Origin of the sequence: Curtobacterium sp. SP.BCp (genome assembly GCF_051903255.1) — a bacterium.
GTDB lineage: Bacteria > Actinomycetota > Actinomycetes > Actinomycetales > Microbacteriaceae > Curtobacterium.
The window spans coordinates 665,846-680,688 of record NZ_CP194338.1 but is presented as its reverse complement, the minus strand read 5'-3'; the positions used below and the strand labels follow the sequence as shown (position 1 = coordinate 680,688).

The 14,843-nt window shown below is 72.2% G+C and carries 13 protein-coding genes; 9 read left to right on the top strand and 4 right to left on the bottom strand.

All coding sequences use genetic code 11. The features are described 5' to 3' along the window. Positions 1-35 precede the first annotated feature (35 nt). The 4 genes from ACRQ4C_RS03490 (at position 36) to ACRQ4C_RS03475 (ending at position 4,011) form a co-directional block, all read left to right on the top strand. Positions 36-2,327, top strand: a complete 2,292-nt coding sequence (locus ACRQ4C_RS03490) for an amino acid permease (protein WP_439690136.1) — start codon at positions 36-38, stop codon at positions 2,325-2,327. Between the two features lie 37 nt (positions 2,328-2,364). Next, positions 2,365-3,117, top strand: coding sequence for a hypothetical protein (locus ACRQ4C_RS03485; RefSeq protein ID WP_439690135.1), 753 nt, complete (start codon positions 2,365-2,367; stop codon positions 3,115-3,117). Positions 3,118-3,189: 72 nt separating this feature from the next. Next, positions 3,190-3,450 carry a DUF3072 domain-containing protein gene (locus tag ACRQ4C_RS03480; RefSeq protein WP_439690134.1) on the top strand — a complete coding sequence of 87 codons (261 nt, stop codon included), beginning with the start codon at positions 3,190-3,192 and terminating at the stop codon, positions 3,448-3,450. 120 nt (positions 3,451-3,570) lie between these two features. Next, the gene (locus ACRQ4C_RS03475; RefSeq protein ID WP_439690133.1) at positions 3,571-4,011 is read left to right on the top strand and encodes a DoxX family protein; all 441 of its coding nucleotides are present in this window, start codon (positions 3,571-3,573) and stop codon (positions 4,009-4,011) included. Positions 4,012-4,139: 128 nt separating this feature from the next. Here the strand turns inward: ACRQ4C_RS03475 and ACRQ4C_RS03470 are convergent, their stop codons facing one another. Then, positions 4,140-5,261, bottom strand: a complete 1,122-nt coding sequence (locus tag ACRQ4C_RS03470; protein ID WP_439690132.1) for an NAD(P)-binding domain-containing protein — start codon at positions 5,259-5,261, stop codon at positions 4,140-4,142. Between the two features lie 160 nt (positions 5,262-5,421). Between ACRQ4C_RS03470 and ACRQ4C_RS03465 the strand changes: the two genes are divergently transcribed. Continuing rightward, positions 5,422-5,637 (top strand): DUF3073 domain-containing protein, encoded by a 216-nt coding sequence (locus ACRQ4C_RS03465; RefSeq protein WP_022905133.1) that lies wholly within the window; start codon positions 5,422-5,424, stop codon positions 5,635-5,637. Between the two features lie 476 nt (positions 5,638-6,113). On the opposite strand, the gene purM is transcribed toward ACRQ4C_RS03465, so the two are convergent. Beyond that, complete coding sequence (gene purM, locus ACRQ4C_RS03460; protein WP_439690131.1) at positions 6,114-7,217, bottom strand: phosphoribosylformylglycinamidine cyclo-ligase; 1,104 nt, start codon at positions 7,215-7,217, stop codon at positions 6,114-6,116. A 70-nt stretch (positions 7,218-7,287) separates the two neighbouring features. On the opposite strand from purM, the gene purF reads away from it, so the two are divergent. After that, positions 7,288-8,745 carry an amidophosphoribosyltransferase gene (gene purF, locus ACRQ4C_RS03455; protein WP_290132806.1) on the top strand — a complete coding sequence of 486 codons (1,458 nt, stop codon included), beginning with the start codon at positions 7,288-7,290 and terminating at the stop codon, positions 8,743-8,745. Between the two features lie 84 nt (positions 8,746-8,829). On the opposite strand, the gene ACRQ4C_RS03450 is transcribed toward purF, so the two are convergent. Beyond that, positions 8,830-9,225 carry a hypothetical protein gene (locus tag ACRQ4C_RS03450; RefSeq protein WP_290132807.1) on the bottom strand — a complete coding sequence of 132 codons (396 nt, stop codon included), beginning with the start codon at positions 9,223-9,225 and terminating at the stop codon, positions 8,830-8,832. Between the two features lie 120 nt (positions 9,226-9,345). Between ACRQ4C_RS03450 and ACRQ4C_RS03445 the strand changes: the two genes are divergently transcribed. Continuing rightward, complete coding sequence (locus ACRQ4C_RS03445; RefSeq protein WP_439690130.1) at positions 9,346-11,931, top strand: LuxR C-terminal-related transcriptional regulator; 2,586 nt, start codon at positions 9,346-9,348, stop codon at positions 11,929-11,931. A 279-nt stretch (positions 11,932-12,210) separates the two neighbouring features. Here the strand turns inward: ACRQ4C_RS03445 and ACRQ4C_RS03440 are convergent, their stop codons facing one another. Further along, positions 12,211-12,573 carry a sterol carrier family protein gene (locus ACRQ4C_RS03440; protein WP_439690129.1) on the bottom strand — a complete coding sequence of 121 codons (363 nt, stop codon included), beginning with the start codon at positions 12,571-12,573 and terminating at the stop codon, positions 12,211-12,213. 58 nt (positions 12,574-12,631) lie between these two features. Between ACRQ4C_RS03440 and purD the strand changes: the two genes are divergently transcribed. Further along, positions 12,632-13,900, top strand: coding sequence for a phosphoribosylamine--glycine ligase (gene purD / locus ACRQ4C_RS03435; RefSeq protein WP_439690128.1), 1,269 nt, complete (start codon positions 12,632-12,634; stop codon positions 13,898-13,900). Next, positions 13,897-14,763, top strand: coding sequence for a phosphoribosylaminoimidazolesuccinocarboxamide synthase (locus tag ACRQ4C_RS03430; protein WP_439690127.1), 867 nt, complete (start codon positions 13,897-13,899; stop codon positions 14,761-14,763). Before purD ends, ACRQ4C_RS03430 begins: the two co-directional genes overlap by 4 nt. Positions 14,764-14,843: the final 80 nt, after the last annotated feature.

Sequence of the window (14,843 nt, the reverse complement as noted above, 5' to 3'; positions counted from 1 at the left end):
GGGTCGTGTTGAATCCGGGTCCGAAATGAGTAGGTTTGCCGCTCGTGACGAACGAGATCCGGTCGCTGAAGGCGCGACTGATCGGGGATCCCCTCCCCTCCGAGAAGCTCGAGGGACAGCTCCTCCCGAAGCACCTGGCGCTGCCGATCTTCGCGAGCGACCCGCTCTCCTCCGTGGCGTACGCGCCGCAGGAGCTCCTCATGATCCTGCTGCTCGGCGGCATGGCGTTCCTGACCTTCGCGCCGTGGGTGGCTGCGCTCGTCGTGCTCCTCCTCGTGGTGGTCGTCGCCTCCTACCGGCAGCTCATCAAGGCGTACCCGTCCGGTGGCGGCGACTACGAGGTGGCGCACCGCAACCTCGGCGAGAAGGCCGGACTCGTCGTCGCGAGTGCGCTGCTCGTCGACTACGTCATGACCGTGGCCGTGTCGGTGGCCTCCGGCGTGGACAACATCATCTCGGCGCTGCCGTTCCTCAACGAGTTCCGCGTCGAGCTCGCGCTGCTCTTCGTCGTGCTGCTCGCGGCCGTGAACCTCCGCGGGGTCCGCGAGTCGAGCAAGGCCTTCGCGATCCCGACCTACCTGTTCGTCACGTCGGTGTTCGTCATGGTCGTCACCGGTCTCGTGCGGGTCGCCGTCGGGGACGCCCCCGTCGCGGAGTCGGCGCAGTACACCGTGCAGAACGTCGAACACACGACCCAGGCCGCGTTCGTCCTGCTGCTCCTCCGTGCCTTCGCGTCCGGCTGCTCGGCCCTCACCGGCGTCGAGGCGATCGCGAACGGCGTGCAGGCCTTCCGTCGCCCGAAGGTCCAGAACGCCCAGAAGACCCTCGTCGCGATGGGCGGGATCGCGATCGTCCTGTTCGTGGGGCTCATCACGCTCGCCCTCGTGGCCCGCGTGCACTACGCCGAGCGTGCCTGCGACCTGCAGGGCTTCGCCGACTGCGCGACCACGCCGCAGCGCTCGCTCATCGCCCAGATCGCCGCCGCGACCTTCGGGGACGGCTCGGTCCTGTTCTTCGTCGTCCAGGCGACCACCGCGGCGGTCCTGCTCCTCGCGGCGAACACGGCGTTCAACGGGTTCCCGCTCCTCGGCTCGATCCTCGCGCGCGACTCGTACGCGCCGAAGGCCCTCTCGACGCGCGGCGACCGCCTCATCTACTCGAACGGCGTCATCGTCCTGGCGCTCGTCGCGGCGGCACTCCTCGTCGTGTACCGGGCGAACGTGACGAGCCTCATCCAGCTCTACATCATCGGCGTCTTCGTCTCGTTCACGCTCGGGCAGACCGGCATGGTCGTGCACTGGACTCGCCTGCTGCGCCAGGACCGAGCGGGGACGGCCGCCGAGCCGGTGAACCGCGGTCAGGTCGTGCGCTCGCGGCTCATCAACACCGTCGGGGCGAGCTTCACGTTCGTCGTGCTCGTCATCGTCACCATCACGAAGTTCACGCACGGCGCCTGGCTCGTGTTCGTGATCATGCCCCTGCTGTTCGTCCTCATGCTCGGCGTGAACCGCTACTACCGCGACGTCTCGCACGAGATCGAGGCCGACGAGGAGACCGAGTTCGGCGCGACCGGCGACCACGCGATCGTGCTCGTCAACAAGCTGCAGAAGCCGGTGCTCAAGGCGCTCGACTACGCCATCGCCGCGAAGCACGCGAGCTTCGAGGCGGTGCACGTCGCGATCGACGACGCCGAGGCCGCGCGGCTCCGTGCCCAGTGGGCCGACCACGGCATCGAGGTGCCGCTCACGATCGTCCCGAGTCCGTACCGCGACATCTCGATGCCGCTCATCAAGTACATCAAGGCCCACCGCGCCGAGCACGGCTCCGAGGTCGTCACCGTGTACACGCCGGTGTTCGTCGTCGGGCACTGGTGGGAGAACCTGCTCCACAACCACCGCGGCCGCCGCATCCGGAAGAAGCTCCTGCTCGTGCACGGCGTCACGGTCGCCCTGGTCCCGTGGTTGCTCGACTCGTCCGAGCTGCTCTACGGCCGGCGCTCGCGTCCGCTGCCGGGCCAGGAGCGCCGCGGCGAGCCCGTCCGGCCGCCGCTCCGCCGGTCGCCGCACGGGGTCTTCCGCCCCGAGGGCCGCGAGGAGGACCGGCTGCTCCGCTCCGACCAGCGCAACAGCCTGGTCCCGCGGGGCGGGTCCGGTCCGCGGGGCGATGCCGGATCGCGGGTCGAGGCCGGACCACGGCGTGCGACCCGGCCGGCCGGACCCGCCGAGGGCGTCGACCCGGCGCGCTGCACCGGCGAACTCCGGACACTGGTCGCTTCCCCGCCCGCGGCGCGCACGCCGGCGTCGCCGCCCGGGGCCGATCGGTCGTGACACCGCGTGACGGTGCCCGGTCGTACGATGTGACGCCATGACCCCGACCGACCTCCGCGCCTTCGCCACGTTCGACGCGCACGGCGGCAAGGTGTCCAAGCGCGTCGAGGTGCTCGACCACGAGCCGCCGGCCGGCAGCCCGCTCGAGGGCCTGGTCGCCGTGCGCGGGGAGCACCCCCTCGGCGCGGTCGACGAACGTGCCGCGGACGACTCGGCAGCGCTCTCGCGCGGCGAGCCGGCCATCGGGTGGGTCGACCCCGCCACGCTCCGCGACTGGTACCGACCGGACCGCGTCGTGATCACCCGCCTCGAGGCACGCCGGTCCGGCATCGTCCCGGGCCTGTACGCCGACTCGCGTGGGCGCGGTCGGGTGCGGATCGACGGCCGGGAGGCACTGCTCGCCCCCGACGGTCGGCCCGCCTTCCGCGCGCTGGCCGGCCCCGACGACGCTCCGGTGGTCGACGTCCCACTGCCGAAGGACCAGGCCGTCCGACTCGTCGCGGTGACCGCGGTCGCGGAGGGCCTCGAGATCGTCACGACCCCGGTGTCCCCGTTCCTGTCACCCGGTCGGTACGCCGCGTACGCGGCCGACGTCCCCGGGCTGCCGCCGCGCCCGTCGACGGGGACCGAGCGGGTGACCGCGTCGGTGCTGCTCGACGGCGCGCTGCACGTCGTCGACCGGATCGACGAGCGGGCGGCGACGATGTGGATCGAGCGCGGTGGTTCGGTGGTCCCGATCGCCCTGAGCGGGATCGGTCCCGACCTCGTGCGGTACGCCGCCTCCGCCTGACGCCCGCCCTGCTGCTGTCCGGGGGACGCCGCGCTGGGGTGCGCGTCGGTGGCCCGGCGTAGCGTCCGCGGCATGAGCGATGCAGACCAGACCGACCACACGGGCGAGACCCTGGGTGGGCCGCGCCCGGACCCCTCGACGACCGCGAGCAAGGACCCCGAGGACTGGGTCACCGGTGACGAACCGATGACCGGCCCGCAGCGGAGCTACCTCGACACCCTCGCGCGTGAGGCCGGCGAGGAACTCCCCGCCGACCTCACGAAGGCCGAGGCGTCGGAGCACATCGAGCGGCTGCAGGCGCAGACCGGCCGCGGGTCCGACGCCGCTTCCTGAGACCGGGTCCACCGAACGGTGGACCGCTGTCTGGGCATGTCCTGGCGAAGCCCTGGCGAAGTCCGCCGAGACCCCCGTCCGGGGGTACTCGATGACGTGTCACCCGCTAGCTTCTCGGGCATGCGAACGACATCGACCTCGATCGGCCTCACCGTGCTCCGCGTCGTCCTCGGCGTGGTGTTCATCGCCCACGGCGCGCAGAAGTTCGCGCAGGGCATCCCGAACGTCACCCAGGGCTTCGCGGGCATGGGGGTCCCGCTCGCCGAGGTCGCCGCACCGCTCGTCGCGGGGCTCGAGCTCGTCGGCGGGGTGTTCCTCGTGCTCGGCGTCGCGACCCGCGTCGTCGGGGTGCTCCTCGCGGTCGACATGGTGGTCGCGGGCCTGCTCGCCCACTCCTCGGCCGGGTTCTTCTCACAGGACGGCGGCTTCGAGTACGTCCTCGTCCTCGCTGTCGGATCGCTGGCGGTCGCCCTGATCGGCCCCGGGCGGTTCTCCCTCGACGCACTCCTGCTGCTCGCCACCCGGCGACGTCGGGGCGTCGACGAGCCGCTGCCCGCCTGACCCGGTCGTCCCTACGCGACCACGAACGAACGGACGGCCGGCACACGACCTGCGCCGCGCCTCCCGTCCGTCCGTTCGTACGTTCGTCCGCTCTCTCGACCGTCCGTCAGCCCGGCCGCTGGCCGCCGTCAGGCGGCGTCGGCGAGCACGTCCACGACCTGCCGGGCGATGCGCCGACCCGCACGGTTCGCGCCGATCGTCGATGCCTGCGGGCCGTAACCCGCCAGGAACAGGCGCGGCTCGTCCTCCGAGCGGCCGTCCGACACGATGATCCCACCCTGCGCGGTGCGGAGCCGCAGCGGTGCGAGGTGGCGGAGGTCGGCACGGAAGCCCGTCGCCCACAGGACGGCATCGGCGTGCACGTGCTCGCCCTCGGCGGTCACGACGCCCGTCGCGTCGAGTCGGGCGAACATCGGCGAGGACACCAGCGTGCCGCGGTCGATGCCCGCTCGGATGCGCCTCGTGACCGGGATGCCGGTGCCGCTGACGATGCTCGGCAGGACTCGACCGGCGCGTGCGGCACGGTCCTGCTCGTCGACCGCGGCGACCGCCGACTCGAGGTCGAGCGAGGCCGAGTCCGACCAGACGACGGGGCGCCTCGTGAACCACCGCGTGGACCGCGCGACACCGTCGAGTTCGAGCAGGAACCCGATCGCGCTCGTCCCGCCGCCGACGACGACGACGTCCTGCCCGGCGAACTCCGTGGCGCTGCGGTACTCCGTCGTGTCGAGCTGCCGGCCGGTGAAGACGTCGCGCCCCGGGTACCACGGCACGAACGGGGTGCCCCACGTCCCGGAGGCGTTGACGACGACCTCGGAGCTGATCCGGCTCGTCCGTCCGTCCGGAATCTGCAGGGTCGTACAGAGTCGGTCGGAGCCCTCGACCCGGGTGACCGACGTGACCGCTACCGGACGACGGACGCGGAGGTCGTAGTGCTGCTCGAAGCGGCGGTAGTACTCGGCGACGACGTCCCGGGCGGGTCGAGCGCGGTCGGCGTCGTCGAACGCGAGGCCCATCGCCCGCATCCCCGGCAGGTCGTGGACCCGGTGTGCCGCGCCCAGCCGCAGGGCCTCCCACCGGTACTGCCACGCGCCGCCGGTGTCCGGCCCGCGGTCGAGGACCACGAGGTCCGAGCCCGGCGCGAGTCCGAGGCGACGCAGGTGGTGGGCGACCGAGAGCCCGGCCTGACCCGCGCCGATGACGACGACACGCGCGTACTGGTCCGGGGCGGGGTTCGTGGCGTCGCTCATCACATCCGATTCTGCTGTGTCCGCCGTGCTCGGGGCGACGTCCAGATCGGGGTACATGGTAGAGTGATCGGCAGATTTCAAACCACGAACCGTCCGATTCCCCGGGTGTCCAATCGCACCCGCCAGGATCGGACCAGAGCCGATCACGAGGGGGTCACGCATGGGGCGCGGCCGTCAGAAGGCAAAGCACACCAAGGTCGCCCGGGAGCTGAAGTACTTCAGCCCGGAGACGAACTACGGTGCGCTCGAACGCGAGCTCTCCGCCGGGCAGCACTCGGACGAGAACTCCTACGTCGACCGCTGGGCTGACCAGTACGGTGACGACGAGGACGACCTCGAGCTCGAGCAACACGAGGACCAGAACAAGTCCGCCTGAGCCGCCCTCGTGCGACACGCCGCTCACCCTCGGGTGCGCGGCGTTTGCGCGTGTGCGGCGCCCGTCGGCTCAGGTGCGGTGCGGTGCGGTGCGGTGCGGACCACGCGTGAACGTCCGGCCACGGTCACGACTCCCCTCACTCCGTGCGCCCGGTGGTCACGTCGTGTCGCTCCGGCCCGCCGAGAGCGACCATCCGTGATCGTCGGGCGGTGCGCACGCGGGGTGTCGCGACCTGAGCCGGTCGAGGCCCGCCCGCGGCAGGCGGAGCAGACCCCACGAGGCGCACGGCCCCAGGCACGGTCACGACTCCCCGCACGCCGTGCGCCGGGCGGTCACGTCGTGTCCCTCGGCTCGCCGAGAGCGACCATCCGTGACCGTCGTGCAGTGCGCACGCGGGGTGTTGCGACCATGCGGCAGGCGCTCCGGCCCGCCCGCGCGACCGCCCTGCCCGCCCGCCGACCGGACGGCCGGGCGCGTCAGGCGGAGTACGCCCCCACGAGGCGCACGGCCCCGCCGTCGACGCCCTTCGCGCCCTGCTCGAAGCCGGTGAGGTCCTCGCGCGGCGCGGTCGAGATCGTCCCGACCGCCCACGACGGCAGCCCCGCGGCGCCGAGCGACGCGATCACGTCCGACGCAGCACCCGCCGACACCACGGCGAACATCCCGATGCCGAGGTTCCACGTGCCCTCGGTGTCCTCGAGCGGCGTCCCCGCCATCGAGGCCAGCACCCGGAACACGGGCAGCGGGGACCACGTCGAACGGTCGACCTCGACCCACGAGCCGACCGGCAGCACGCGGGCGAGGTTCGCGGCGATGCCCCCACCGGTGACGTGCGAGAGCGAGTGCACCGCGCCGGGGTGCGACGACAGCAGGGACAGCAGCGGGCTCGTGTAGAGGCGCGTGGGCTCGAGCAGGGCCTCGCCCACGGACACGCCGGCGCCGAACTCGGGCAGCTGGTCGGTGTACTGGACGCCCCGCGTCGACAGGATGTGCCGGACGAGCGAGTAGCCGTTCGAGTGGAGCCCTGACGACGCGATCGCCACGACGACGTCGCCGTCCTCGACCAGGTGCGCGCCGAGCTGCCGGTCGGCCTCGACCACACCGGTCGCCGCACCCGCCACGTCGTAGTCGTCCGGACCGAGGAGGCCCGGGTGCTCCGCGGTCTCGCCGCCGACGAGCGCGGTCCCGGTCGCCGAGCAACCGCGGGCGATGCCGGCGACGATGTCGGCGATCCGGTTCGGGACGACGCGGCCGCACGCGATGTAGTCGGTCATGAACAGCGGCTTCGCGCCGACCACGACGATGTCGTCGACCACCATGCCGACGAGGTCCTGCCCGATCGTGTCGTGCTTGTCGATCGCCTGGGCGATGGCCACCTTCGTGCCGACGCCGTCGGTGGACGTCGCGAGCAGCGGGTGTTCGAAGTCCTTCAGGAACGACACGTCGTAGAGCCCTGCGAACCCGCCGACACCGCCCATCACCGAGGCGTTGTGCGTGGCCGAGACGGCCGACTTCATGAGTTCGACCGCGAGGTCGCCGGCTGCTGTGTCGACGCCGGCCTCGGCGTAGGGGTTCGTCATGCGTCGTCCTCCGCAGGGCATGGCAGACTTGTTCGGTCCCCCCGATTCTACGGTCTGGAGCACACCGCGAATGTGCGGCATCGTCGGGCTCGTCGCCCAGAGTCCTGCCAACCAATCCATCTACGACGCTCTGCTCCTCCTGCAGCACCGAGGACAGGACTCGACCGGCATCGCCACGGTCGAGGGTCACATCCACCACATGCACAAGACGCGTGGACACGTGCGGGAGGCCTTCCGCACACGTGACATGCGGTCCCTGCTCGGCACGATGGGCCTCGGCCACGTGCGCTACGCCACGAAGGGCGCCGCGAGCAACGAGGAAGAGGCGCAGCCGTTCTACGTGAACGCGCCCTACGGCATCGTCCTCGTGCACAACGGCAACCTGACGAACACGCGGGAGCTCACCCGCGAGCTGTTCGACATCGACCGTCGGCACCTCAACACGAGCTCCGACACCGAGCTGCTCGTGAACGTCCTCGCCCACGAGCTGCAGGGCCAGGTCCGCGGCAAGGACCTCGACCCCGGCCAGGTGTTCGACGCCGTGGAGCGCGTGCACGAGCGCGTCGAGGGCTCCTACGCCGCCATCGCCACCATCGCCGGGCACGGCCTGCTCGCGTTCCGCGACCCGTTCGGCATCCGCCCGCTCATCCTCGGACACAAGTTCGACGAGGCCGGCCAGCCGGAGTGGGTCGTCGCGTCGGAGTCGCTCGTCCTCGAGTCCGGCGGCTACGAGATCGTCCGCGACATCGCCCCGGGTGAGGCCGTCTTCATCGAGATGAACGGCCAGATGCACGCGCGGCAGTGCGCGAAGAACCCGCGGCTCGTGCCCTGCTCGTTCGAGTACGTCTACCTCGCGCGTCCCGACTCGGTCATGAACGGCATCTCGGTGTACGACGCCCGGCTCCGCCTCGGCAACCGCCTGGCCGACACGATCGAGCAGTACGCGCCGACGGGGAACATCGACGTCGTCATGCCGATCCCGGACTCCTCGCGCCCGGCCGCGATGCAGGTCGCGCAGAAGCTCGGCATCGAGTACCGCGAGGGTTTCTACAAGAACCGCTACGTCGGCCGGACGTTCATCATGCCGGGGCAGGCGGAGCGCAAGCGGTCCGTCCGCCAGAAGCTCAACGCCATGTCCTCGGAGTTCAAGGGCAAGAACATCCTCATCGTCGACGACTCGATCGTGCGCGGCACGACGAGCAAGGAGATCGTCGAGATGGCCCGGGCCGCAGGCGCGAACGAGGTCACGTTCACGAGCGCCGCTCCGCCCGTCCGGTACCCGCACGTCTACGGCATCAACATGCCGACGCGCGCGGAGCTCATCGCGCACGACCGGAAGATCCCGGAGATCAACCGGGTGCTCGGCAGCGACCACCTGATCTACCAGGAGATCGCCGACATGCGCGATGCGATCATCGAGGGGTCGGACGTCACCGACCTCGAGATGAGCTGCTTCACCGGCGAGTACGTCACGGGCACCGTCAGCCCCGAGTACCTGTCCTGGGTCGAGGCGAACCAGCTCAGCTAGGTCCGGTCGCCCAGGGCGACCAGCAGACGGACGGGAGGCCCGTGGCGACACCGCCACGGGCCTCCCGTCCGATCAGGGGTCGCGTCAGCGACCGGCGACGTCGTCGCCGTGGTCCTCGACCTCGCCGTCGACCGTCTCCGGCGCGGGTTCGACGTCCACGCGCTCGGCGGTCAGCGCCGCCGCACGGCGCGCGAACACGCGGTCGAGCACGACGGCGACCACCGCGCCGACGAACGCGCCGATGGTCACGCCCCACAGCGAGAAGTACCCCACCAGCGAGCCGAAGCTCGCGGTCTCCTGCTGGTCGCCGCGGTCGAGGTTCATCGTCGCGGACACGACGACGAGGGTGACGAGGAAGCCGAGCACCGCGCCGCCGACGATGAAGACGCCGAACTTCGGCGCACGTCGGATGGTGACCTCGTCGGAGGTGGAGACGGCGTTCGGGGCCGGTCGTTCTTCGGGTCCGTCGGTGGTGCTCACCAGCCCATTGTCCCCCACTGTGGGACGTGCTCCGGCCTGTGCGCGGAACGCGATCAGGTGCAGGATGGTCCCCACCGGTCGCGCCCTGACGACGGGTGGGGAGGGAACGAGGTGACACGCATGCGCGGACGCACCGAGCGTGGTCACCGGTCCGGTCCCCACCGCCGCCCGCCCGCGCGGATCGCCTGGCCGATCGCCCGCCGCGAGGAGGAGGACCGCGCGGTCGCCGTCGTCGCCGAGCACCGGTGGAGCGTCGCGCTCGTCGGCGCTCCGGGCCTCGGGAAGACCACCGCCGCCGAACGGATCACCGACCGCGTCGTCGGTCGAGACGCCGCGGGACGGACACTCGTCGTGCCGATCACGGCGGTCGCGGCTGGCCGGTCGATGCCCTTCGACGCGGTTTCCGGACACTTCGGCGAACTGCCGACCACGTTCGCGGAGCTCGCCGACGAACGCCAGGCGGCCGAGCGGCTCCGGTCGCTCGGTGGTGCGGACCGCGACGTGCTCCTCCGTGTCGACGACGCCGACCACCTCGACGCGATCTCCGCCCGGTACGTGGCGTGGCTCGTCCGCCACCAGGACGCCCGGCTCGTGCTCACCTGTCGGGACTTCACCGCGCTGCCCGAACCCCTCCGCGCCCTGTGGCAGGACGACCTGCTCGAACGCATCGACCTCCAGCCCCTCGACCTCCACGCGACCACCGACCTCATCGCGACCGCGCTCGGCGCCCCGTTGGAGAACGCATCGGCGGAACGCGTGCACCGCGCGACCGCGGGCAACCCGCTGTACGTCCGCGAGGTCGTCCGCGCCGCCCTCGCCTCCGGGGCGCTCGAGCAGACCGCGTCGGGGTGGTACTGGCGCGGACGGGTCACGGCGTCGAACAGCCTCGCCGACATGTACCGCACGGAGCTCGGCACGCTGCCCGAGGACCTCCGTGACGTCGTCGACATCGTCGCGCTCGCCGACCCGATCCCGCTCCCCCGGCTGCTCGCGCTCGTGGCAGGCGGGGACATCGACCGGGTCGTCGCGCTCGGCCTCGTGCGGATGGACTCGACCGAGGACGGGACCGTGGTGGTGCGGCCGTCGCACCCCCTCGTCGGCGAGGTCGTCCGCGCCCTCGTGCCCGTCGCCCGTCGCACGCTCCTGTTCGCCCGTGCGAACGCGTTCCGCGCCGACCGCGCGGAGGGCGCTCCCCCGGCAGCCCGGCTCCGAGCGGCGCTGTGGTCGCTCGAGTGCGGCGTGCAGCCGTCGACCGAAGCCCTGCTCGACGCCGCGCAGGTCGCGGTCCGACTGCAGGAGCTGGAGAGCGCGATCGCCCTGACCTCGGCCGCACTCCGGACGTCGCTGTCGTGCACGGGGCGGATCGCGGCCCTCGTGCTGCGATCGCTGGCGCACTCGTACAGCGCGGGTCGCGAGGCCGGTCGGGCGGACGCCGAGGCCGCGTGGTCGATCGCGCGCACGTCGGACGATGTGGACGACGCGGCGGTCATCGAGGCGTGCGAGACGCTCGCGAACATCCGCCAGTTCCACGACGACGACGTCGACGCCGCGGTGGCGCTCACCGACGCCGCGACCGAGCTGGTCGGTCCGGAGGCCGCCGAGCGGCTCCGGCTCCTGCGCCTGGCGCACCTGGGGTGGGGCGGTCGGTTCGCCGGCGTCCGCGCCGAGGTGGACGCGACCGGCATCGTGCACGCCCCGACCGTGCCGTTGGGCTTCCTCTGCGTCGCGCCGTGCGCCGTGATGGGCCTGGCCACCGCAGGGCGGCTCGACGACGCCGCGACCCTGGCACGCAAGGCCCTGCAGACCGCGGTGGTGAACCTCGAGGACGCGCCGTGGAGCGTCGGGGAGATCGTCTCCGTCCTCCACCAGGTGCAGGTGTGGCGCGGGGACGTCGCCGACCTGCTCACGGAGGTGCCGGTCCGACGGTCGAGCCCGTACCTCATGTACGACTTCACGCTGGAGCTCATCGGTGACGGCAACCTCGCGATCGGGCAGCGGCGGTGGGACGACGCGATCGCCGCGTTCTCGGCGGCGTGCGAGCGCTACGACGTCGCGGACCACGGCGGCTTCGCGGCGTACCCGTGGGCCCGGCTCGCCATGGCATACGCCTACGCCGGTCGGCTCGAGGAGGCCGCGGTCGCGCTCGACCGGGCCCGGACGACGCCCCTGCGCGCCATGCGGATCACGGGCGAACAGGTGGCCGTGTCGATCGCGTGGACGGAGTGGCTCCTCGGCAACCCCGAGGGGCAGCGTCACATGGACGAGGTCATCGAGCGGTCGAGCGCCGCGGGCTCGTGGACGCACGTCATGTACGGGCAGACGCTCCACTACGCGAACGACCTGCAGGCCGGTCGGGACGACGGGCCCTCCGCGGACCGGCTGCGGGTCGCCGCCCAGCGGGTGGACGGGCCCCTCGCCGCGGCGATCGTCGAGTACCTGGACGCCGTCCGCGCCCGGGACCGACCACGGGTCATCGTCGCGCAGGGCGTCCTCGCCTCGCACGGGATGTCCGTCACCGCAGGGCACACGAAGCCGCCACTGACGAACCGCGAGTACGAGGTCGCGAAGCTCGCGGCGGAGGGGCTGAGCAACCGACGGATCGCCGAGACGCTCGGGCTGTCCGTCCGGACCATCGACGCCCACCTGTCGCGGGTGTTCCAGAAGTGGGAACTGCACGCGCGGACCGAGCTCGCCGAGCTGCTCTGAACGCTGTCGGAGGTGCTCGACGCCCCTCCGGTCGACCAGCGGGTACCGTCCCGCACCGCAATCTGCGTTGCGGGATGCAGCACGACGCGCCGAATGGTTGACACAGCTGGTCGGAAATCGCGTAACGTGTGGCGTGTCGCCGGGTTCGGACCCGTTCGGGTCGGGTCCGAATCCCGGCGACTTCCACGATAGGCAACCGGTTGCGTGGGGCGCATCGGTAGGACCTACCTAATTCGCTTCGCATCGCGAGCGATCTCCCGTCGCAGCGCGCGCCGCAGGTCAGGCCGGCAGTCGTACCGGCAGGAAGTCGGTCAGGTCCGCCCGCGAACCGGACGCGCTGACCCGCGCGGCATCGACCGCCTCGTCCCAGCGCAGCGTCCCGGTGGCGAGGGCGATCCAGGTCGCGGCGTCCGTCTCCACCACGTTCGGTGGGGTGCCGCGGGTGTGCCGCGGACCGGGGATCGCCTGCACGGCCGCGAACGGCGGGACGCGGACCTCGACGCTGTTGCCCGGGACGTCCTCGGCGAGCCGCTGCAGCGTCCACCGGACCGCCGTCGCGACGTCGGTGCGCTGTGTGCCGCCCCCGACCACCGCGGCGAGCGCGCGCCGTCCGTCCTCGTCGTCGATCGTCCTGCGGGGCATGTCCACAGGCTAGCGACGCCGATCGCAACGCGGCACCAGCGCTCGGTAGGCTGGCCGGGTGCGAATCCTCGTCCTCGGTTCCGGTGCCCGCGAGCACGCCATCGTCACGGCCCTCCTCGCGGAGCAGGCAGGGCACGTCATCACGGTCGCGCCGGGCAACGCCGGCATCGCCGCGGACGTCGAGACCGTGTCGCTCGACCCGACGAACGGAGCGCTCGTCGCCGAGTACGCGATCGAGAACGACGTCGAGCTGGTCGTCGTCGGTCCGGAGGCACCGCTCATCGCGGGTGTCGCCGACCCCGTCCGCACCCGCGGCATCCCGGTCTTCGGTCCGGGCAAGGCGGCGGCGCAGCTCGAGGGGTCCAAGGCGTTCGCGAAGCGGATCATGGCCGAGGCGGGCGTCCCCACCGGCCGTCCCGTGTACGCGGGCACGGTCGACGAAGCCGTGGCCGCGCTCGACGAGCTCGGCGCACCGTACGTGGTGAAGGCCGACGGGCTCGCGGCCGGCAAGGGCGTCCTCGTGACGGAGGACCGGCAGGCCGCGGTCGACCACGCCACCTACTGGCTCCAGCACGGGCACGTCGTGGTCGAGGAGTTCCTCGACGGCGAAGAGGTCTCCCTGTTCTTCCTGAGCGACGGGCACGACGTGCGGCCGCTCAGCCCCGCGCAGGACTACAAGCGCCTCGGCGACGGCGACACCGGTCCGAACACCGGCGGCATGGGCGCCTACTCGCCCCTCCCCTGGCTCGCGGACCGCTGCGCATCCGAGGACGCCTTCGTGGCCGAGGTCACCGACCTGGTCGCCCTGCCGACGGTCCGGCGTCTCGAGCACGAGGGCACGCCGTTCGTCGGTCTGCTGTACTGCGGGCTCATCGTCACCGAGCAGGGTGTCCGCGTCATCGAGTTCAACGCCCGCTTCGGCGACCCGGAGACCCAGGTCGTGCTCCCCCGCCTGGCGACCCCGCTGAGCGGCCTCATGCTCGCCGCGGCGACCGGACGGCTCGGCTCCGTGCCGGCGCCGGAGTTCCGCGCCGAGTCCGCGGTGACCGTGGTCCTCGCGAGCGAGGGCTACCCGGAGAACCCGCACACCGGTCGTCGCATCACCGGCATCGACGCCGCGAACGCGCGTCCGGGCGTCTCGGTCGCCCACGCCGCGACCGGGCTCCTCGACGGCGAGCTCGTCGCCACCGGCGGTCGCGTGCTGAGCGTCGTCGCCACCGGCGCCGACTTCGCCGAGGCCCGTGAACGGGCGTACGCCGGCCTGCACGACATCACGCTGGAGGGCGCGCAGTACCGCACGGACATCGCCGCGAAGGTCGCCCGGTGAGCGCCCCCGTCGTCGACGGCTGGCAGCACGTCGCCTCGGGCAAGGTCCGCGAGCTCTACGTCCCGACCGGCACCACCGGGGTCGCGGACGCGTCCGAACTGCTCCTCGTGGCGTCCGACCGCGTCAGCGCCTACGACTTCGCGCTCGAGCCCCCCATCCCGGGCAAGGGCGAGCTGCTGACGCGGCTGTCCCGCTTCTGGTTCGACCGGCTGTCCGACGTCCCGAACCACCTCCTGCCCGAGTCCGCCGGCGGGACCCCGGTGCCGGCCGAGGTCGCGTCGCGCTCGATGCACGTGGTGCCGCTGACGATGTTCCCCGTCGAGTGCGTGGTGCGCGGCTACCTCGTGGGCAGCGGCTGGGCCGAGTACCAGGAGTCCGGCAGTGTCTGCGGTGTGGCGCTCCCGGCCGGGCTGTCGAACGGTGACCGCCTCCCCGAGCCGATCTACACGCCCGCGTACAAGGCGCCGCAGGGTGAGCACGACGAGAACATCTCGTTCGAGCAGACGGTGGAGCTCGTGGGGCAGCAGGACGCCGAGACGCTCCGCGACCTGTCGCTCCGCGTCTACTCCGAGGCCGCGGCGATCGCGCTCGAGCACGGGGTCGTCATCGCCGACACGAAGTTCGAGTTCGGTCGTGACGCCGACGGGGTCGTGCGGATCGCGGACGAGGTCCTCACGAGCGACTCCAGCCGGTACTGGGACGCCCGCGGCGCGAACCGGACCGAGTCGTTCGACAAGCAGATCGTCCGCGACTGGCTGAGCGCGAACTGGGATCGCCAGGGCACGCCGCCCGTGCTCCCCGACGAGATCGTCGAGCGGACGGCCGCCCGCTACCGCGAGCTCATCGAGCGACTCGGCGCCTGACCGACGACGTCGCGCGGGACGACGAGCCAGATCGGCGTCGGCGTCTCGGAGCGAGACGACGAGCCGGACCGGCGCCGGCG